General features: G+C 62.9%; 18 protein-coding genes. 13 read left to right on the top strand and 5 right to left on the bottom strand.

What is annotated here, in order from left to right:
• Positions 1-85: 85 nt before the first annotated feature.
• The 10 genes from BUA38_RS16505 (at position 86) to BUA38_RS16550 (ending at position 11096) form a co-directional block, all read left to right on the top strand.
• Entirely contained in the window at positions 86-1759 is a 1674-nt protein-coding gene (locus BUA38_RS16505; protein ID WP_072819280.1) for an ABC transporter substrate-binding protein, read from the top strand.
• Positions 1760-1930: 171 nt separating this feature from the next.
• Positions 1931-2884, top strand: a complete 954-nt coding sequence (locus BUA38_RS16510) for an ABC transporter permease (RefSeq protein WP_072819282.1) — start codon at positions 1931-1933, stop codon at positions 2882-2884.
• Positions 2885-2900: 16 nt separating this feature from the next.
• Positions 2901-3788 (top strand): ABC transporter permease, encoded by an 888-nt coding sequence (locus tag BUA38_RS16515; RefSeq protein ID WP_072819283.1) that lies wholly within the window; start codon positions 2901-2903, stop codon positions 3786-3788.
• Between the two features lie 3 nt (positions 3789-3791).
• Positions 3792-4841, top strand: a complete 1050-nt coding sequence (locus BUA38_RS16520; RefSeq protein ID WP_072819285.1) for an ABC transporter ATP-binding protein — start codon at positions 3792-3794, stop codon at positions 4839-4841.
• A complete protein-coding gene (locus BUA38_RS16525) occupies positions 4838-5035 on the top strand; it encodes a hypothetical protein (protein ID WP_072819287.1) in 198 nt (65 codons plus the stop codon). Before BUA38_RS16520 ends, BUA38_RS16525 begins: the two co-directional genes overlap by 4 nt.
• On the top strand, positions 5032-6444 hold the full coding sequence (locus tag BUA38_RS16530; protein ID WP_072819288.1) for an Asp-tRNA(Asn)/Glu-tRNA(Gln) amidotransferase GatCAB subunit A: 1413 nt from the start codon (positions 5032-5034) through the stop codon (positions 6442-6444). The genes BUA38_RS16525 and BUA38_RS16530 overlap by 4 nt, the downstream gene beginning before the upstream one ends.
• Positions 6441-7424, top strand: coding sequence for an ABC transporter ATP-binding protein (locus tag BUA38_RS16535; RefSeq protein WP_072819290.1), 984 nt, complete (start codon positions 6441-6443; stop codon positions 7422-7424). Before BUA38_RS16530 ends, BUA38_RS16535 begins: the two co-directional genes overlap by 4 nt.
• A gap of 151 nt (positions 7425-7575) precedes the next feature.
• A complete protein-coding gene (locus tag BUA38_RS16540) occupies positions 7576-7845 on the top strand; it encodes a GlsB/YeaQ/YmgE family stress response membrane protein (protein WP_072819292.1) in 270 nt (89 codons plus the stop codon).
• Between the two features lie 186 nt (positions 7846-8031).
• Complete coding sequence (locus BUA38_RS16545) at positions 8032-9780, top strand: type I secretion system permease/ATPase (protein WP_072819293.1); 1749 nt, start codon at positions 8032-8034, stop codon at positions 9778-9780.
• A complete protein-coding gene (locus tag BUA38_RS16550; protein ID WP_072819294.1) occupies positions 9777-11096 on the top strand; it encodes an HlyD family type I secretion periplasmic adaptor subunit in 1320 nt (439 codons plus the stop codon). The genes BUA38_RS16545 and BUA38_RS16550 overlap by 4 nt, the downstream gene beginning before the upstream one ends.
• Before the next feature lie 9 nt (positions 11097-11105).
• Here the strand turns inward: BUA38_RS16550 and BUA38_RS16555 are convergent, their stop codons facing one another.
• Positions 11106-11588 (bottom strand): CinA family protein, encoded by a 483-nt coding sequence (locus BUA38_RS16555; RefSeq protein WP_072819295.1) that lies wholly within the window; start codon positions 11586-11588, stop codon positions 11106-11108.
• 292 nt (positions 11589-11880) lie between these two features.
• Here BUA38_RS16555 and BUA38_RS16560 point away from each other — a divergent pair, with 292 nt between their 5' ends.
• The 3 genes from BUA38_RS16560 to BUA38_RS16570 are packed head-to-tail and all read left to right on the top strand — an operon-like array spanning position 11881 to position 14510.
• Complete coding sequence (locus tag BUA38_RS16560) at positions 11881-12966, top strand: amidohydrolase family protein (RefSeq protein ID WP_072819296.1); 1086 nt, start codon at positions 11881-11883, stop codon at positions 12964-12966.
• Complete coding sequence (locus tag BUA38_RS16565; RefSeq protein WP_072819297.1) at positions 12963-14084, top strand: amidohydrolase family protein; 1122 nt, start codon at positions 12963-12965, stop codon at positions 14082-14084. Before BUA38_RS16560 ends, BUA38_RS16565 begins: the two co-directional genes overlap by 4 nt.
• A gap of 6 nt (positions 14085-14090) precedes the next feature.
• Positions 14091-14510, top strand: a complete 420-nt coding sequence (locus BUA38_RS16570) for a Rieske (2Fe-2S) protein (RefSeq protein WP_072819298.1) — start codon at positions 14091-14093, stop codon at positions 14508-14510.
• Between the two features lie 2 nt (positions 14511-14512).
• On the opposite strand, the gene tcuB is transcribed toward BUA38_RS16570, so the two are convergent.
• From tcuB to BUA38_RS16590, 4 genes are all read right to left on the bottom strand, one after another.
• Positions 14513-15634 (bottom strand): tricarballylate utilization 4Fe-4S protein TcuB, encoded by a 1122-nt coding sequence (gene tcuB / locus BUA38_RS16575; protein WP_276328163.1) that lies wholly within the window; start codon positions 15632-15634, stop codon positions 14513-14515.
• Positions 15631-16575: an esterase gene (locus tag BUA38_RS16580; RefSeq protein WP_338076364.1), complete on the bottom strand. Its 945-nt coding sequence runs from the start codon at positions 16573-16575 to the stop codon at positions 15631-15633. The genes tcuB and BUA38_RS16580 overlap by 4 nt, the downstream gene beginning before the upstream one ends.
• 139 nt (positions 16576-16714) lie before the next feature.
• A complete protein-coding gene (gene tcuA, locus BUA38_RS16585) occupies positions 16715-18112 on the bottom strand; it encodes an FAD-dependent tricarballylate dehydrogenase TcuA (RefSeq protein WP_172806036.1) in 1398 nt (465 codons plus the stop codon).
• Positions 18113-18192: 80 nt separating this feature from the next.
• Complete coding sequence (locus BUA38_RS16590) at positions 18193-19503, bottom strand: MFS transporter (protein ID WP_072819300.1); 1311 nt, start codon at positions 19501-19503, stop codon at positions 18193-18195.
• Positions 19504-19581 lie beyond the last annotated feature (78 nt).

Below are 19581 nucleotides of genomic sequence, written 5' to 3' on the forward strand. Positions count from 1 at the left end.
ACGTTCGAGGGAGCTATTGCCGTCGGTGGCACAGCCATTGCATAAAGTTGCTCAGAAAATAGTCATCGAAAAATCGAGGGGATTGATGTCCATCCTGAGTGAAATCACGGGAAAACGCCGGCCTGCGGTGCTTGTGCTTGTGCTTGCCGCTGCGCTGAGTGCGTCGCTGCCGCAACTGGCGCGTGCGGAGACGGTGATCCGCATCGGCATGACGGCGGCCGATATTCCGCGCACGCTGGGTCAGCCCGATCAGGGTTTTGAGGGCAACCGATTCACGGGCCTCACGATGTATGACGGTTTGACGATGTGGGACCTGTCGTCGGCCGACAAGGCGAGTGTCGTGATTCCCGGCCTTGCAACCGAATGGGCGGTCGATGCGGCCGACAAGAAGAAGTGGGTCTTCAAGCTTCGTCCTGGTGTCACATTCCACGACGGTTCGTCGTTCAATGCCGACGCGGTGGTGTGGAACGTCGAAAAAGTACTCAAGCAGGACGCGGTCCAGTTCGATCCGAGCCAGGTCGGCGTGACCGCCTCGCGGATGCCGACGCTGGCTTCCGCGCGCAAGATCGACGACATGACGGTGGAATTGATCACCAAGGAGCCGGACAGTTTTCTCCCGATCAATCTCACCAACCTGTTCATGGCGAGCCCGGCGAAATGGCAGAAGCTGTTCGACGCTGCTTCAGGCGCGGACGCCAAGGCGAAATCGCAAGCGGCGTGGGACGCCTTTTCGAAGGATGCTTCCGGCACAGGGCCGTGGAAGATGTCGAGCTTCACGCCGCGCGAGCGGCTCGAGCTCGTGAAGAACGCAAACTATTGGGACAAGGCACGCGTTCCCAAGGTCGACAAGATCGTGTTGCTGCCGATGCCCGAGGCGAACGCCCGCACCGCGGCGCTGCTCTCTGGCCAGATCGACTGGATCGAAGCGCCGGCGCCGGACGCACTGCCGGAAATCAAGCAGCGCGGCTTTGTCCTCTATTCGAATGAGGAGCCGCATGTCTGGCCGTGGCAGTTCTCGCGTGTCGAGGGCTCGCCCTGGAACGATATCCGCGTGCGCAAGGCGGCCAATCTCTGCGTCGATCGTGAAGGCCTCAAGGACGGGCTCCTCGCAGGCCTGATGGTGCCGGCGACCGGCACTTTCGAGCCCGGCCATCCCTGGCGCGGCAATCCGGCCTTCCAGATCAAATATGACAAGCCGGCCGCGCAAAAACTGATGCAGGAAGCAGGCTTCGGTCCGAACAAGAAGTTGACGGTCAAGATTCAGACCTCGGCCTCCGGCTCCGGTCAGATGTTGCCGCTGCCGATGAACGAATATCTCCAGCAGGCGCTTGCCGAATGCTATTTCGACGTTCAGCTCGATGTCATCGAGTGGAACACGCTGTTCACGAACTGGCGGCGCGGCGCCAAGGATCCGTCCGCCAACGGCGCCAATGCCACCAACGTCACTTATGCGGCGATGGATCCGTTCTTTGCGATGGTGCGCTTCCTGCAATCGGGCATGGCGCCGCCGGTGTCGAACAATTGGGGTTTCATCAACAATCCGAAGTTCGACGAACTGGTGACGAAGGCGCGCCAGAGCTTCGATCCGGCCGAGCGTGACAAGGCGTTGGCCGAATTGCATGCAGCTTCGGTTGACGATGCCGCGTTCCTCTATGTCGCTCACGACGTGGCGCCGCGCGCGCTGAGCCCGAAGATCAAGGGTTTCGTACAGGCGAAGAGCTGGTTCGTCGATCTGTCGCCGGTAACAGTGACGCCGTGATCGTCATGCCCGGCCAAAGCGCGAAGCGCGTCTTCGTGAAATGGGCCGGGCATCCACGTCTGTCTTGCGCGTTGCCAAGACGTGGATGGCCGGGTCAAGCCCGGCCATGACAAGTGGCGGCGCAATACTTCATTCCGAAACTCCGCGAGAGCGGGATCAAGCGAGTGACCCGTGCTTACCTACGTTGCCCGACGCATCGTCTATGTGATCCCGATTCTCATCAGCGTGGCGCTGGTGTGTTTCATGCTCGTGCACATCACGCCGGGCGATCCGCTGGTGGCGGTGCTGCCGGCGGATGCCTCGCAGGAACTGGCCGATCAGATGCGTGCGGCCTATGGTTTCGATCGCCCCTTGCCGGTGCAGTTCGGGTTATGGCTGTGGCGGGCGGTCAACGGCGATCTCGGCAATTCGATCGCGACCGGGCGTCCGGTTCTTGCCGAAGTCATGCGCGCGGTCGGCAACACCGTGATGCTCGCGGTCGCGGCCGCGCTGATCGGCTTCACGCTCGGATTGCTGTTCGGTCTGATCGCCGGCTATTTCCGCGATACCTGGATCGACAAGGTCGCGACCTCGATCGCGATCGCCGGCGTCTCGGTGCCGCATTACTGGCTCGGCATGGTGCTGGTCATCATCTTCTCGGTACAGCTGAGCTGGCTGCCGGCGGTTGGCGCCGGCCCCGGCGGCTCAGGTGCATGGGCCTGGGATTGGGAGCACATCCGCTACCTGATCCTGCCGGCGATCACTACCTCCGTTATTCCGATGGGTATCATCACCCGCACAGTGCGCGCACTCACCGGCGATATCCTGAGCCAGGATTTCGTCGAGGCGTTGCGCGCCAAGGGCCTGCATGAGACGGATGTCTTCAAGCATGTCATCAAGAATGCGGCCCCGACCGCGATGGCGGTGATGGGCCTGCAATTGGGCTATATGCTCGGCGGCTCGATCCTGATCGAGACCGTGTTCTCCTGGCCGGGCTCCGGACTGCTGCTCAACTCCGCGATCTTCCAGCGTGACCTGCCGCTGCTTCAGGGCACCATCCTGGTGCTCGCAATGTTCTTCGTCATTCTCAATCTGCTGGTCGATATCGCGCAAGCCGCGATCGATCCGCGGATCAAGCGGAGCTAGCCATGAGGTCCCGCCAATGAGCGCGACGATGGATGCGGCACTTCAGGCCCCGCCCGTGACCAAGGCACGCGGCTACTGGGCCACCGTCGGCCGGCGCATCGTCCGCGACAAGATCAGCATGGTCTGTGCGCTCATCCTGATCGCAATTTTTCTCTCGGCCATTTGTGCGCCGTGGCTCGGCCTTGCAGATCCCTATCAAGGCTCGATGATCCGGCGGCTGCGTCATATCGGCACCGCAGGTTTTCCGCTCGGCACCGATGAACTCGGCCGCGACATGCTGGCACGCTTGATCTATGGCGGCCGGCTGTCGCTGGTCATCGGCATTCTTCCCGTGATCCTCGCTTTTGTGATCGGTACTTCGCTCGGCCTTATCGCCGGCTATGTCGGCGGCAAGATCAACACCGCGATCATGCGCACGATCGACGTGTTCTACGCCTTCCCCTCGGTACTGCTGGCGATCGCGATTTCGGGCGCCCTCGGCGCGGGCATCGTCAACTCGATCGTCTCGCTGACCATCGTCTTCGTCCCGCAGATCACCCGCGTCGCCGAAAGCGTCACCACCAGTGTGCGCAACATGGACTTTGTCGAGGCCGCGCGCGCCTCGGGCGCCCGTCCCTTCACCATCATGCGCGTGCATATGCTCGGCAATGTGCTGGGGCCGATCTTCGTCTATGCCACCGGCCTCATTTCGGTATCGATGATCCTGGCCGCGGGCTTGTCGTTCCTCGGTCTTGGCACCAAGCCGCCGGAGCCTGAATGGGGTCTGATGCTCAACACCCTGCGCACGGCGATCTACGTCAATCCATGGGTCGCGGCGTTGCCGGGGGCCATGATCTTTGCTGTCTCGATCTGCTTCAACCTGCTCAGCGACGGCATGCGCTCGGCCATGGACATCAGGAACTAGCCGATGACCCTGCTCGAACCCATCGAAGACGTCGGCGGCGCGGCGCAGCCGTTGCTGGAGGTCAAGGGCCTGACGAAACATTTCCCGGTGCGCGGCGATCTCTTCAGCCCGCGCAAAACGGTGCGTGCGGTCGACGACGTGTCGTTCGCGATTGCCAAGGGTGAGACCGTCGGCATTGTCGGTGAATCCGGCTGCGGCAAGTCGACCACGGCGCGGCTGTTGATGCATCTGATGCCGCGCGACGCCGGCGATATCATCTATGACGGCATGCAGGTCGGGCGCGCATTATCCTTACGTGAATTGCGCCGCGCCATGCAGATGGTGTTTCAGGACAGCTACGCCTCGCTCAATCCGCGCCTGACCATCGAGGAGTCGATCGCCTTCGGTCCGAAGGTGCATGGTATGGCGGATAGGCCGGCCCGTGCGCTCGCGCGTGAATTGCTGGGCAAGGTCGGATTGCGGCCGGAGAATTTCGCCAACCGCTACCCGCACGAGATTTCCGGCGGACAGCGGCAGCGCGTCAATATCGCGCGGGCGCTGGCGTTGTCGCCGCGTCTCGTCATCCTCGATGAAGCGGTCTCGGCGCTCGACAAGTCGGTCGAAGCGCAGGTGCTCAACCTTCTGGCCGATCTCAAGCGCGAATTCGGGCTGACTTATCTCTTCATCAGCCACGACCTCAACGTCGTGCGTTACATCTCCGACCGCGTGCTGGTGATGTATCTGGGTGAAGTCGTCGAGCTTGGCCCGGTCGATCAGGTCTGGGACGCGCCCGCGCACCCCTATACGAAGGCGTTGCTCGCGGCGATGCCTTCATACGATCCCGATCGGCGGACCGAGACGCCGCCGATCTCGGGCGATCCGCCCAATCCGATCGATCCGCCGGCGGGTTGTCGTTTTCATACCCGTTGCCCGTTTGCGGAGCCGCTCTGCGCTACCACTACACCTAAACTTACCGCGCTTGATAAAATGGGCCATCAGGCCGCCTGCTACATGGCTATTCCCGGTTCGGGCCACAGCCGTGCGCCAAAACAAGAAGGAGGAAACACCGCATGACGAGACCCACCGAGAAGGAAATCGGCGCCATTGCCAGCGCCGCCGGCGTGCCGGTCGACACCGAGATCGCTACGCGCATTGCTGGCTCGATCGGGCCGGCGTTTGACGGCTTTGCGGCGATTGCCGGCACATTGCCGTTCGATCTCGAGCCTTCGACGTTCACGCTTGTTCAAACCGAAAAGGCCGCGCGATGAGCACCGAGCCGGCCTTGATGTCGCTGACGGCGGTCGCAAGCGCGATCGCGGACAAGCAACTCTCTTCGCGCGAGGTGACGCAATCCTGTCTCGACCGGATCGCGAGATGGCAGCCTCATCTGAACGCCTTCATGGCGATCGAGGCGGATGAAGCCTTGAAGGCAGCCGACGCAGCCGATGCCGCGCTCGCCAAAGGCGGTCGCCGCGGCAAGCTGCATGGCGTGCCGCTCGCGCACAAGGATATGTATTACGAGGCCGGAAAGGTCGTGACCTGCGGCTCGCGCATCCGCCGTGACTTCGTCGCCACGACGACGTCGACCGCGCTGCAACGCCTCAAGGATGCCGGCACGGTCCGCCTCGGCTCGTTGCAGATGGCGGAATTCGCATACGGCCCGACCGGCCATAACGCCCATTTTGGCCCGGTGCATAATCCCTTTGGATTGCCGCATGTCACCGGTGGCTCGTCGTCGGGATCGGGCTCAGCGGTTGCGGCGCGGCTGACCTTTGCCGCGCTCGGCTCGGACACCGGCGGTTCGATCCGCATGCCCGCGCATTTCTGCGGCGTGACCGGCCTGAAGACCACCGTCGGCCGCGTCAGCCGCGCCGGCGCGATGCCGTTGTCGCAGTCGCTCGACACCGTCGGGCCGCTGGCGCGCACCGTGGAAGACTGTGCGGTGTTGTTGGGCCTGATGGCCGGCGCCGATCCGGCCGATCCCACCGCGAGTGCGTTGCCTGTGCCGGACTACGCGGCGTCGACCGCCCAATCGATGAAGGGGCTGACGGTCGGCGTACCAAGTGCGTTCTATGTCGACGATCTCGATTCCGAAGTAGCCCACGTGCTCGATACAACGATCGCAACACTCAGGCGCGAGGGCGCCAACGTCGTTCAGGTCGATCTGCCCGATCAGCGCCAGCTTGCGAGCGCCTCGCAGTTGGTGCTTGCGGTGGAAGCAGCTGCTTTCCACAAGCGCTGGATGATCGAGCGTCCGCAGGATTATGGGGCGCAGGTCATGATGCGGCTTCAGAACGGGCTTGCGATCTCGGGCGTTACCTATCTCGAAGCGCTGCGCTGGCGCGGTCCAGCGCTGGCGGCGCACAATGCCGCCACCGCCAAGGTCGATGCCGTGATCGCGCCGGTTTCGCCGGTCCCGGCGCCGACCATTGCCGAGAGCGATGTCGGCAGCAGTCCGGGCGCCGAGGCCGTGATCCAGCGGCTGACGCGTTTCACCCGTCCGATCAACTATCTCGGCCTGCCGTCGCTATCCGTTCCGTCGGGCTTTACCCGCGGCGGTCTTCCGGTGGGATTGCAACTGGTCGGCCGCTCGTTCGACGAGGCCACGATCCTGCGGATTGGGGCAGCGTTCCAGCGTGCGACGGATTTCCACGAAAAGGTGCCGCAGTTGCCATGACCGCGATCGTCGACGTCTCTAACCTCAGCATCCGCTTCTCGGGCGACCGCACGGTGCACGCCGTGAACAACCTGTCTTTTTCGGTCGGCGAGGGCGAGGTGCTGGGGCTGCTCGGCGAGTCCGGCTCGGGCAAGAGCGTGACGTTGCGGTCGCTGATGCGGCTGTTGCCGAAGAAGCGGACCGCGATCGAGGGCCGTATTCATCTAGCCGGCCGCGACGTGCTGGCGCTTGACGACGAGGAACTCTCGGCGTTCCGCGGCCAGACCGTCTCGATGATCTTCCAGGAGCCGGCGCTGGCGCTCGATCCGGTCTATACGATCGGCCAGCAGATCGCCGAGACCGTGATCCGCCATGAAGGCAAGAGCGCGAGCGAGGCGAGGGCGCGTGCGCTGGAAATGCTGGAGGTGGTTCGCATTCCCTCCGCCAAGCGCCGGCTCGACACCTATCCGCACGAAATGTCGGGCGGCATGCGCCAGCGCGCGATGATCGCGCTTGCGCTCGCCTGCCGGCCGAAGGTCCTGCTCGCGGACGAGCCGACGACCGCGCTCGATGCCACCGTGCAGATCCAGATTCTATTGCTGCTGCGTGAGTTGCAGCGCGAATTCGGCATGTCCGTGATTTTCGTAACCCACGATATCGGGGTCGCCATCGAGATCTGTGACCGCGTCGCCGTGATGTATGCCGGTGAAATCGTGGAGCAGGGCACGCTCAGCCAGATCGTGCGCTCGCCGGTTCACCCTTACGCCAAGGGGTTGTTGGCCTCGACCGTCCACGGCGCCAAACGTGGCGAGCGGCTGGGGACGATTCCGGGCACGCCGCCGACGCTCGATCATGCGCCGACCCATTGCTCGTTTGCGCGGCGGTGCAGTTTCGCCGAAGCGCGGTGCCTCGATCAGTTACCGCCGAACATACCAATGGCCGGTGGCCGGATCGCAAGATGCATCCTGGCGGAACGCGTAGCGGTTGCCGCGACCGTGTAGCTTGTTTCCTAGGTCTGCCGAAATCCTGGTCTGCAAATATCGCCCGAGCCGGTCCGCCGGTGTTCAAATTGGCATGGTCACGTCAGCCAATAATGGCTAGGTTTCCCACCGGGCGCTGGAGGAACGACGCGCATAAACCGGGGGAGTTTTCATGCATATTTCGAACGAAGGTCTGATTGTCATTCTGTTCGTCGGTCTGGTCGCGGGCTGGCTGGCCGGCAAGATCGTGCGCGGCACCGGCTTTGGCATCATCGGCGACATCGTCGTCGGTATCGCCGGCGCGCTGGTCGCAAGCTACCTGTTTCCGAAGCTCGGCATCGCGATCGGCTCCGGCCTGGTGTCGGAAATCATCTATTCGGCGATCGGCGCCATCATATTGCTGCTGATTGTCAGGCTGGTCCGGACCGGTGGCCGCTTTTAGCTCCGCCTTTACTATGGGAAGACGGCGGGGCGGACTTAAGTCCGCCCTGTCACCCGTAAGATATTGAGTTATAACGATATAAGCTGGTCTCCCGCATTGGACGGGGCTCGCGAAAATTAGTAAAATCTCCATGCGCATCCGTTATTTAAGGGGAATTACGAACCCCGTATGAAGAGATCAGGATAAATGGCAGCCGCCCCCGGCGTCCGGCGTTCCGAACTCGGCGAAGCGCTGCGCGCTTGCCGAAACGCCTTTATCGGCGTCGGCGTCATGAGCTGCATGATCAACCTGCTCTATCTGACCGGGTCGTTGTTCATGCTCGAGGTCTATGACCGGGTGCTGCCGAGCCGCAGTGTTCCAACATTGATCGGCCTGATCATTCTGGCGAGCGGCCTCTACGTGGCCCAGGGTGTCCTTGACCTGATCCGGGGGCGAATTCTTGGCCGCGTCGGAACCTCGCTCGATGAAGCGCTCAACGCGCGGGTGTTCGACACCGTCGTACGGCTGCCGCTCGTCGCCGGCGGACGCGGCGAGGGCCTTCAGCCGCTGCGCGATCTCGACAATATTCGCAGCTTTCTCGGCGGCATGGGACCGGGCGCGTTCTTCGACCTGCCGTGGCTGCCGTTCTATCTCGCGATCTGCTTTGCCTTTCACGTTCTGATTGGCGTCACCGCGCTCATCGGCGCCATCATTCTGGTGACGCTCACCGTCATGACGGAGTTTCTGTCGCGCGACCCGGCGCGTCAGGCGCTCGGGCTGGCGGCGCGGCGTAACGATTTGGCCGCAACCAGCCGCCGCAACGCCGAAGTGCTGGTGTCGATGGGAATGTCCGGCCGGATGTCCCGGCGCTGGGCCGATGCCAACCAGAACTATCTCGATGGCAACCAGCGCGCCAGCGACGTCGCCGGCGGGCTTGGCGCCATCGCCAAGGTTATGCGGATGATGCTGCAATCGGCCGTGCTCGCGGTCGGCGCCTATCTCGTGATTCATCAGGAGGCGACCGCCGGCATCATCATCGCGGGCTCGATCCTGAGCGCCCGTGCGCTTGCGCCGGTCGATCTTGCGATCGCACACTGGAAGAGTTTCATCGCCGCACGCCAGAGCTGGCACCGCCTGACGCATTTGCTGCAATCGATGCCGGTCCGCGCCACGCCGACCTTGCTGCAAACGCCGTCCAGCCGCCTGTCGGTCGAAGCCATCAGCATCCTGCCGCCCGGCGACCAGCGGGTCATCGTCCAGGACGTCACGTTTGCGCTTACGGCCGGAAACGGTCTTGGCGTCATCGGGCCGAGCGGTTCGGGAAAATCCTCGCTGGTGCGTGCGCTGGTCGGCGTATGGCAGCCGGCGCGCGGCAAGGTGCGGATCGATGGCGCCGCACTCGACCAGTGGTCCTCGGACGCGTTGGGCCGCTATATCGGTTACCTGCCGCAGGACGTCGAATTGTTCGCAGGTTCGGTCGCGCAGAATATCTCACGCTTCGATCCCGAGGCGACGTCCGACGCCATCATCGCGGCCGCCAAGGAAGCCGGCGTGCACGAGATGATCATCAAGATGCGCGAAGGCTACGACACCCAGGTCGGCGAACAGGGCACGGCGTTGTCGGCAGGTCAGGCGCAGCGCGTGGGTCTGGCGCGGGCGCTGTACGGCAATCCCTTCCTCATCGTTCTGGATGAGCCGAATTCCAACCTCGACACCGAAGGCGACGAAGCGCTGACCCGCGCCATCCGTGGCGCGCGCGAACGCGGCGCCATCGTGGTGGTGGTCGCGCATCGCCCGATCGGTATAGAGGCGGTCGACCAATTGCTGGTGCTCCGGGACGGCCGCATGCAGGCCTTTGGCCCTAAGGAAACCGTGCTGGCGCAGGTGTTGCAGCCACGCGTGACCGCGCCTTCGCCGATCAAGATCGTCTCCGACGGAGGCGTCGCCAAGCCATGATCACGCTGAAGGACTTCAACGAGAAGGGCACGCGCTTTTCGATCAAGCGGCATTTGATCGTCGGCTTGTCGGTCGTCATCCTGCTCGCGGGCGGTCTCGGCGGCTGGGCGTCGACCGCGCAGATCTCGGGCGCGCTGATCGCGCCGGGCTCGATCGTCGTCGAGTCCAACGTCAAGAAAGTACAGCACCCGACCGGCGGCGTCGTCGGCGAGTTGCGCGCCCATGACGGCGATGTCGTCAAGGCGGGCGACGTGGTGGTGCGGCTCGACGACACTGTCACCAAGGCGAGCCTTGCGATCGTCACCAAGAACCTCGACGGCTTGTGGGCGCGCGCGGCAAGGCTGGAGGCCGAGCAGCGCGGCCTGGACAAGCTCACGTTTCCTCCGATGCTGACGAGCCGCGCCAAGGATCCCGAAGTTGCCGCGATCATGGCCAGCGAAACCAAGCTGTTCGACGTGCGCGTCAACGGCCGGGCCGGCCAGAAATCGCAGTTGCGCGAGCGGATCGTTCAGTTGAACGAGGAAATCTCGGGTCTCACCGCGCAGGAAAAGGCCAAGGATCAGGAAATCGATCTGGTCGAAAAGGAACTAACGGGCGTTCGCGATCTCTACGACAAGCACCTTGTGCAGTTGAGCCGGCTCACGACGCTCGAACGCGATCGGGCTAGGCTCGCCGGCGAGCGCGCGCAATACATCGCCTCGCGTGCCCAGGCCAAGGGCAAGATCACCGAGACCGAATTGCAGATTATCCAGGTCGACAAGGACGTGGTGAGCGATGTGTCGAAGGACCTTCGCGAAACCAACGACAAGATCGGCGAATTCGTCGAGCGCAAGGTGACGGCCGAAGACCAGTTGCGGCGGGTCGACATTCGCGCGCCGCAGGACGGCATGGTGCTGCAATCGTCCGTGCACACGGTCGGCGGCGTGATCACAGCCGGCGACGCGATCATGCTGATCGTGCCGCAGTCCGACGATCTTCTGGTCGAGGCCAAGGTCAATCCGCAGGATATCGACAAGTTGCAGCTCGGACAGAAGACGTTGCTGCGGCTGTCGGCCTTCAACCAGCGTACCACGCCGGAATTGAATGGCGTCGTCACCCGCGTGTCGCCCGACACCACCACCGATCAGCGCACCGGGCAATCCTATTACACGATCCGGGTTTCGATGCCTGCGGATGAAATCGCGCGCCTTGGCGACGTCAAGCTCATTCCGGGCATGCCGGTGGAAGCCTTCGTGCAGACCGGCGATCGAACGCTGCTGTCCTACCTGATCAAGCCGCTGAGCGATCAGTTGATGCGGGCTTTCCGCGAGAAATGACGGCACAGACTAGCGCGACAGATTTTCCAGCAGCAGATTCAGCGCGCGCGCCGCAAACGCGTGCATGTTGGCTTGCCGGTCGGCGCTTCCGGTCTCGAGCGTGACCACCTGCGGGGTGCGCCCCGCGACCGCCATGCAGCTGTGGCCGGCGGCGTCGCCATAGCGGTTGCCGGTCGGACCGGTCGCGCCGGTCTCCGACAGGCCCCAGTCGGTTGAAAAGCGTTCGCGGGTCCGGTTCGCCAGCAATTGCGCGTAGGGCTCAGAGGCCGAACGAAGGCCCTTCATGGCCTCATCGGAAATATCGGCCAACAGCCGCCGGGCATCGCGTGTGTAGACCACGGCGCCACCGAGGAAATAAGCGGACGCGCCCGGCACCGCGAGCAGGCTCGCCGAAATCAGCCCGCCGGTGGAGGATTCCGCAACCGCAATGGTTTCCTTTCGTGCGACCAGTCTGGCTGCAACCTGTTCTGCAATCGCGATGAGGTCTTTCATATGGTTCGATTCCTTGAGCGGGGCGGGTCCGACGAGGCCCGCTTTATAGCACGCCAGCGATCGGATTTTGCCTAGTGTCCCGATTCCGAAGTTCGTATCATTCTGCGGCCCCCGGTTTGCGAACTTCGGAATCGAGAGGACACTAGTAAACTAAGGATCTAGTGTGGCTTTGGTTCAGAAGTTCGCATGATGAAGGCGCGGCAGAACTGATGCGAACTTCTGAACCGCCACACTGGTTGCCGACCAACTGGCAGGCTGCTTCAATAGGTCAAAGCACAGAGGAGGGAACGCCATGACGGCACTGGCCGCGGGCGGTGTGGATTGCGATCTGCATCCTGCCGTTCCTCATTTGACGAGCCTGTTGCCCTATCTCGACGACTATTGGCGCGACCAAGTCACCACACGCGGGATGACCGATCTGGTTTCGCAGTCCTATCCGCCGAACTCGCCGATTTCGGCGCGGCCGGATTGGCGGCCGGCCAAGGGCAAGCCGGGATCAAATCTTGCGGACATGCAGGCGCAAGCCCTCGACCCATTCGGTACCCGTTTTGGTATCTGCAATCCGCTGTTCGGTGTGCAGATGGTGTTCTCGGAAGATATGGCGGTTGCCTTCGCGCGCGCGCTGAACGACTGGCTGGTCAAGGAGTGGCTCGACAAGGACGGCCGCCTGCGCGGCTCGATCGTCATTCCGGCCCAGAGCGTCGAAAAATCCGTCGCCGAAATCGAGCGCTGCGCAAAGGACAAGCGCTTTGTGCAGGTGTTGATGCTGGTGATGGGCGACATACCCCTTGGCAAGCGTGCCTATTGGCCAATCTATGCCGCCGCCGAGCGGCTGGGGCTGCCGATCGGCGTCCATGCCGGTTCGAGCTATCACAACCCGCCGACGTCGGTCGGCTGGGGCTCCTACCACGTTGAGGATTACGTCGCGCAGGCGCAGGCGTTTCAGACGCAACTCACCAGCCTGATTGTTGAAGGCGTGTTCGCGCGGCATCCGAAGTTGAAAATGGTGATGCTAGAAAGCGGCTTCACCTGGCTGCCGCCTTATCTGTGGCGGCTGCATAAGTTCTGGCGTGGCATTCGCATGGAAACGCCGTGGGTCGACCGCGCGCCGCTCGAAATTGTGCGTAGCAATATCCGGTTTTCCTTGCAGCCGATCGATGCGCCGCCGGAACCGGACGTCTTGAATCGGCTGCTCGACCATATGCAGTCGGATGAATTGCTTCTATTCTCGACCGACTATCCGCATTGGCAATTCGATCGCGACGAGGCGTTGCCGGAGGGCATTTCCTCCGATCTGGTCAGGAAGATCATGATCGATAACCCGCTTGCGACCTACGGCCGTCTGAGAGAATCGGCGAGCAAGGAGATGGTGCCATGAACGTCCAGTTCCGTGAGCGACCGGATACGGCTTCGTCGACCGATGCGACGACGCAAGCCAAGACCGCGATTGCCGATTGCGATATTCATCCGGCGCGCGCCAGCGCGACCGAACTTCATCCCTTCCTGGCCACGCGCTGGCACGAGCATCTCGAAACCTACGGCAAGCATCCCTATCAGGGCATGATGGAAGGGCCGCCTTACCCGAAGGCGCAGCCGAACGCCTCGCGCCGCGACGCCTATCCGCCGGAAGGCGGCCCGCAGGGTTCTTCGCTGTCCTTCATGCAGAAGCAACACCTCGATCCGAACAACGTCGTGTTGGGGGTGCTCAATCCGCTCGCGACCGGGCAGGGCATTCGCAACCACGAACTGGCGACAGCGATCTGTTCGGCGATCAACGACTGGCAAATCGATAAATGGACGAGCAAGGATGGCCGCCTGAAAGGCTCCATCGTCGTCGCCAACGAAGACGGGCCGACTGCGGCCGCCGAAATCCGCAAGCGGGCCGGCGACAAGAGTTTCGTTCAGGTGCTGCTGCTCAGCCGCACGGTTGAGCCGCTCGGTCAGCGCCGCTATTGGCCGATCTACGAGGCGGCCGAAGAAGCCGGGCTGCCAGTCGGCGTGCATGCCTTCGGCTTCGGCGGCAATCCGATCACGGCCTCTGGCTGGCCGAGCTTTTACATCGAGGAGATGGTCGGGCATTCGCAATGTCAGCAGGCGGTGCTGTCGAGCCTGGTGCTGGAAGGCGTGTTCGAGCGATACAAGCGGCTGAAGATGATTATGATCGAAGCCGGCTTCGGCTGGGCGCCGTCGCTTTCCTGGCGGCTCGACAAGAACTGGAGGCGGCTGAAGAGCGAGGTGCCGCACGTGAAGCGGCTGCCGTCCGAAACCATTCGCGAACACATCTGGTGGACGACGCAGCCGATGGAAGATCCGGAGCGGCGCGACCATCTGTTTGACGTGATCGACTGGGTCGGCTGGGACAAGTTGTTGTTCGCCACCGACTATCCGCACTGGGATTTCGACGAGCCGTCACGGGTATTGCCGCCCGGCGTCAGTGATGCCAACCGCGACGCGCTTTATCTCGGTAACGCCAAGGCGCTGTACGGGCTGGTGTAAACCGGGATGGCCAGCACCAGGTACGTCATCGCGCCCGTGGATGAGTTGCCGCCGGGGACGCGCAAATTTCTCACCATCGACGACCGCCCGATCGCGGTCTTCAACGTCAATGGCGAGTTCTTCGGTCTGTTGAATCGTTGCCCGCATCAAGGGGCCGCGCTGTGCGAGGGGCCGCTGATCGGCCTGGCGCAGTCGTCCGATCCGGGCGAGATCGAATACACCCGGCTGGGCGAAATCATCCGCTGCCCCTGGCATGGCTGGGAATTCGATATTCGCACGGGCCAGTCCTACTGTGACCCGCGACGCTTTCGCGTGAAAGCCTATCCCGTCAATGTCGAACCGGGGACGGCCGTGGTGAAGGGGCCGTATGTTGCCGAAACGCTGAAAGTTTCGGTCGACAGCAACTACGTGGTGGTGGACCTGTAGGTCTACTGCACCCGGTGCCGTTCATGCGCATAGCGCACCAGCGAAGCAAAGCGAAAAAGCCCGTGGACAAACTTGCCATAGGGCATGGTCACGAACAGCGCGAAAACGACGCCAAGATGTAGCGCCAGCAGTGGGCCCATCGCGGTCGTTTCGCGCCAGGCGAGAAGCGCCAGCCCCGTGAGCCCGGTGAGGAACAGCATCAGCGTGAAGGCGGCGTCCATGCCTGAACTGTTGGTATCGACCAGCGCGGCGTCGCGCTTTGACTTCTCGACCAGCAACCCGATCGGGCCGACCACAAGCCCGATGCCGCCGAGCGTGCCGAGCACGACCGGCAGATCCCACCAGGCATAGGGCGCCTCGCGCGCGAGGAAATAATGATAGAGCGTCGCTACACATGTCGACGCAAAGCACAGCAGGAAGCCGTAGAACGCGAAGTGATGATAGATCCTGCGATGATCAGTCGGGCGTTCGTCTTCGTTGAAGCAACCGACGCCGCCGCCATCGAGATAGCGCAACCGGCTGGCGTCCTTCATCGCCTGCCACAGCGACGGCGGATCGGCCAGAGTCCCTGAGGGCTCGCCGATATCGCGCCAGAAGGCCCGCAGGCCCATCGCGAGTGCAATAATGGCGTAAAGGAATGCCGCGCCAAACAGGATGGCCATCGCATTATGCGGTATCAGCGCATAGAACGCGCCGGGTCCGGTGTGAACGCCGGTCAGAACTTGCGGGTCGTTGGTCGCGGCAAGACCGAAAATGAAGGCGGCGACGCTCAGCGCGCAGATGATGCTGATCGCAACGCCATTGTGGGCGAACAGGCCGGAGAACGCGCGCGGCCAGGCGTAGGTTGCCCAGGATTGCGCGCGCAAGGCAGCCAGGTTTTGCGGCACATTGACGTTGAATTCGTGTGGCGGCGAGAACTGGCAGTCGGTGTAGCAGGCGCCGCAGGCGTGGCAGAGATTGGCAAAGTAGTTGAGGTCGCCGTCGGAAAAGGCGCGGCGCATTTCCATCGCCGGAAACACCGCGCAGAGGCCCTCGCAATAGCGGCAGGAATTGCAGACCGTCATCAGGCGGTCGGCTTCTTTTAGAAGCTGGGTGCTGTGCGCGCCGGTCGGTTGTTGGTTCACTTCGTCAAACCCTTGCGTTCCAGCCAGCCCTGAATGAGACCTGCGACCTCGGCGTTGTTCTTGTCCATCATGACCATGTGCGAATTACCCTTGATGCCGACCTGCGGCAGGTCGATCACATCGACACTGCCGCCGGCAGCCTTGATGCTGTCGGCGAAGGCGACGCCGGCCGCGCGCATCTTCGGCCAGCGCGAATCGCGATCGATATAGTCGCCATACACGATCAGGATCGGAACGTTCTTCAGCGCCTCGACCTTGGCAGGATCGCCGATCGCCGCCGGCTCGACCGCGATCAGCGCCTTGACCTTGTCGGGGCGCGCCTGCGCGACCTTGAAGCCAAAGCTGCCCGACTGGCTGTGCACCATGACGATGCTCGGCCCGACGCGGTCGATTTCGGCGATATAGGCCGCAATCGTCGCATCATCGTTGGTGGTCCAGCGCGGCACGCCTTGCTTGACGAAGTTTTCGTAAGCTTCGACCGGAAACTGGCTGCCCGGCATCACCTTGCGTTTGGCGGGATCGGAAGCGTAGGAGTTCGGTCCGTCGCCGATGCGAAAACGCTCGAACGGGTTGGCCGTGGTCAGAAACACCGGATCGCTTTTGAAAATGTCGGGATATTGCGCCCACCCCGCACGCCCGCGTTCGACCGCATCGGAATTGTAAACGCTCCAGCCCTTGCGCAGGAAATAGGTCAGCCAGCCTTCGCGCCCGTCCGGCGTGGTTTCCCAGGTGACGCCGGTCAGTCCGCCGCCATGCCACATCAGGAGCGGATAGGCGCCGTGTTCGTTGGCGGGCAGGAAGTATTGCACGTACATCTGCTCGACCTGGTAGACGCCATTCGGATCGACCTTGGCCGGCACGCCGCCGGGCGTGAACGTCACTTCCTTGACCGGCTTGCCGCTGATTTCGACGAGCCGTCCGCCGACGTGGAACGAGCCCATGTCGCGCAGCGAGATCGGATCGGCGGCTTGCGCCGACGCTGTGGCGATCAAGTTTATCGCAGCGGCAGCGAAGATCAGCCGTGACTTGGCTCGTCCTTTTCTGCTCCCGCAAGCGGTGCGAGGTATGCAGCGCATCGCTTCAGTTCCTCGCATTCCGTGCCGCTTCCTGTCCCGCAATCCGGCCGAACACGCTGCCGATGGTCATGCCCATGCCGGCGGCGTAGCCCTGGCCGAGCACATTGCCGGACATGATTTCACCGGCGGCAAACATGTTGGCGGATGGCTTCCCGTCCTTCATCAGCATGCGCGCCTGCTTGTTCACGCGCGTGCCGAGATAGGTGAAGGTGATTCCGGGCCGGACCGGATAGGCGTAATATGGCGGCGTCTCGATGCGCCGCGCCCAATGCGTTTTCGGCGGCGTCAGGCCCTCGGTGCGGCAATCGTCGAGAATCGTATGGTCGAAGGTGCCCGGCCGCACCGCGGCGTTGAAGCCGGCGATGGTTTTTTCCAGCGCTGCGGCGTCAAGCTCCAGCTTTTCGGCAAGGCCCGCGACGGTCAGGGCTTCGATCGGCGGAAACAGCGTCGGCATGAAACTGTTGCGCGAGCTCGCATCGAAGATGATGTAGGCGATCTGGCCGGGCTGGGCGGCGACAAGGCGTCCCCAGATCGCGTAGCGCTTCGGCCAGATATCCTCACCCTCGTCGTAGAAGCGCTGCGCGTCGCGGTTGACGACGATGCCGAACACCACGGAATCATGCCGCGTGATGATGCCGCCGTCGAACTTCGGCGCGCGGGCATCGATCGCTACCGCGTGGCATTGCGTGGGGTCGCCGATCTCCTGCACGCCCTTGTCGAGTAGTAGTTTCAACACCGCGCCGCGGTTATAGGGCGTGCCGCGAATCAGGAAGTTGTCGGCAATCTCGCCCCAATATTGCTTGAGCCATTCGATGTTGGCTTCGAAGCCGCCGCAGGCGGCGACCAGCGCCGAGGCCTTGACGGTTGCGCGACCCTCGCCGCGCGTGAAGGTGGCGGACAGAAACATGCCATCGGCGATGTCGATGTCCATAACTTCGGCATCGTAAAGAACGTCGATGCCGAGTTGTTCGGCGGTCAGATAAAGAGCGTTCAGCATCGCGCGGCCGCCACCGAGGAAGAACGAGTTGGTCCGCCCGAGGCTGAGCGTGCCGCCGAGCGAGGGTTGCCAGCGCACGCCCTGCTGGACGATCCAGTGCAGGATGTCCTTGGATTCGCGGATCATGTGCCGCGCCAGCTCTTCGTCGGTCTTGCCGCCGGTGACGCGGACCAGGTCTTCCCAGAATTCCTCTTCCGTATATGGCCCGGTCAGAATCTCGGTCGCCGCATCGTGCGCGCAGCGCATGTTGCGGGTGTGGCGGGTGTTGCCGCCGCGATAGAATTTCGGGGCGGCTTCGAGCACCAGCACCGAGGCGCCGTCGCGAGCGGCGCTGATCGCGGCGCAAAGCGCGGCATTGCCGCCGCCGATCACCAGTACGTCGTATTTGCGGGTCAGGTCCACCATGCAGGCGTGTTATCTCGTTCGCATGGAAATCAGAACCGGCATCCGCGCAGGGCGATACGCCGTCAAGGCATGATCGAACATCAGGCGGCGAGCGCCTGCGCCTTCGCCGCCTCCTCGCCACTTCGATAGACAATCAAGGCGGCGACGATGCCAAGGACAGCAGCGCACATCAGCCAGTAGCCGGGAGAGGCCTTGTCGCCGGTGTGATCGATCAGCCAGGTCGATGCGAAGGGCGTGAAGGTCCCGAACAGGCCCGCTGCCAGCGCGAACGCCATCGAGAAACAGGTGGTGCGAACGTGCTTCGGTACGATCTCGACCAGTGCGCCGAGCATGGTGCCGCTATAGATGCCGAAATAGAACGACAACATCATTTCCACCGCCAGCATCTTGCCAAAGGTCGGCGCCTCGACCAGCCAATGCAGCGCCGGGTAGGCCGTGAGCAGCGACAAGACGGCGATCGCAAGCAGTACGGGCCTGCGTCCGATGCGATCGGACAATGCGCCGCCGACCGGATTCCAGATGAAATTCGTCACCGCGACCAGGATCGTCACGAGAAGCGCATCGGCGGAAGACAGCTTGAGCACGGTCCTGCCGAAGGTCGGGGTGTACACGGTGACGAAGTAGAAGGTCGTTGTGGTCAATACCGCGATCATCATGCCGAGCACGATGATCTGCCAGTTCGCCGCGGCCGATGCGAAGACCTCGCGCTGGGTCGGGTGCTTTTTCATCGCGAGAAATTCCGGCGTCTCTTCGAGCGTACGGCGCAACAGGAAGATGAAGGGAATGATGAGGCAGCCGATGAAGAACGGAATGCGCCAGCCCCAGGCGGCGACGGTCTCCGCAGGTACCATCTCGCTCAGCGCAAAGCCGATGATCGAGGCCACGAAGATCGCGACCTGCTGACTGGAAGACTGGAATGAAGTATAGAAGCCCCGATTTCCCGGTGTTGATATCTCGGCGAGATAGACCGATACTCCGCCCAGCTCGACGCCGGCGGAAAAGCCTTGCAGCAGCCGGCCGAGCAGCACGATGACCGGCGCGGCGATGCCGATGGTGGCATAGGTCGGGCAGAACGCGATGGTGACGGTGCCGATCGCCATGATGGTCAACGTCACGATCAAGCCCTTGCGGCGGCCGATCTGGTCGATATAAGCGCCGAGCACGATGGCGCCGACCGGACGCATCAGGGCGCCGAGCCAGAACACGCCGAAGGTGTTCAACAGCGCTGCGGTTTCGTCCTGGGCCGGAAAGAATGCGGCGGCGATATAGCGGGCGTAGAAACCGAACAGGAAGAAGTCGAACTGTTCGAGGAAATTGCCGCTGGTGGAGCGGAGGATGGCGCCAATTCGTGACTTGATCTCAGCGGGTGGCGAACTTGACGACGGCGTCATTGATTTGGTTCCCCCTGTATCCCGCGCCTTCGGCCCGTTTTCGGGCGCGCGAGTTGTCTGTCGCGGCAATCTGCCACG

It is taken from the genome of Bradyrhizobium erythrophlei (assembly GCF_900142985.1).
GTDB classification, from domain to species: Bacteria; Pseudomonadota; Alphaproteobacteria; order Rhizobiales; family Xanthobacteraceae; genus Bradyrhizobium; species Bradyrhizobium erythrophlei_B.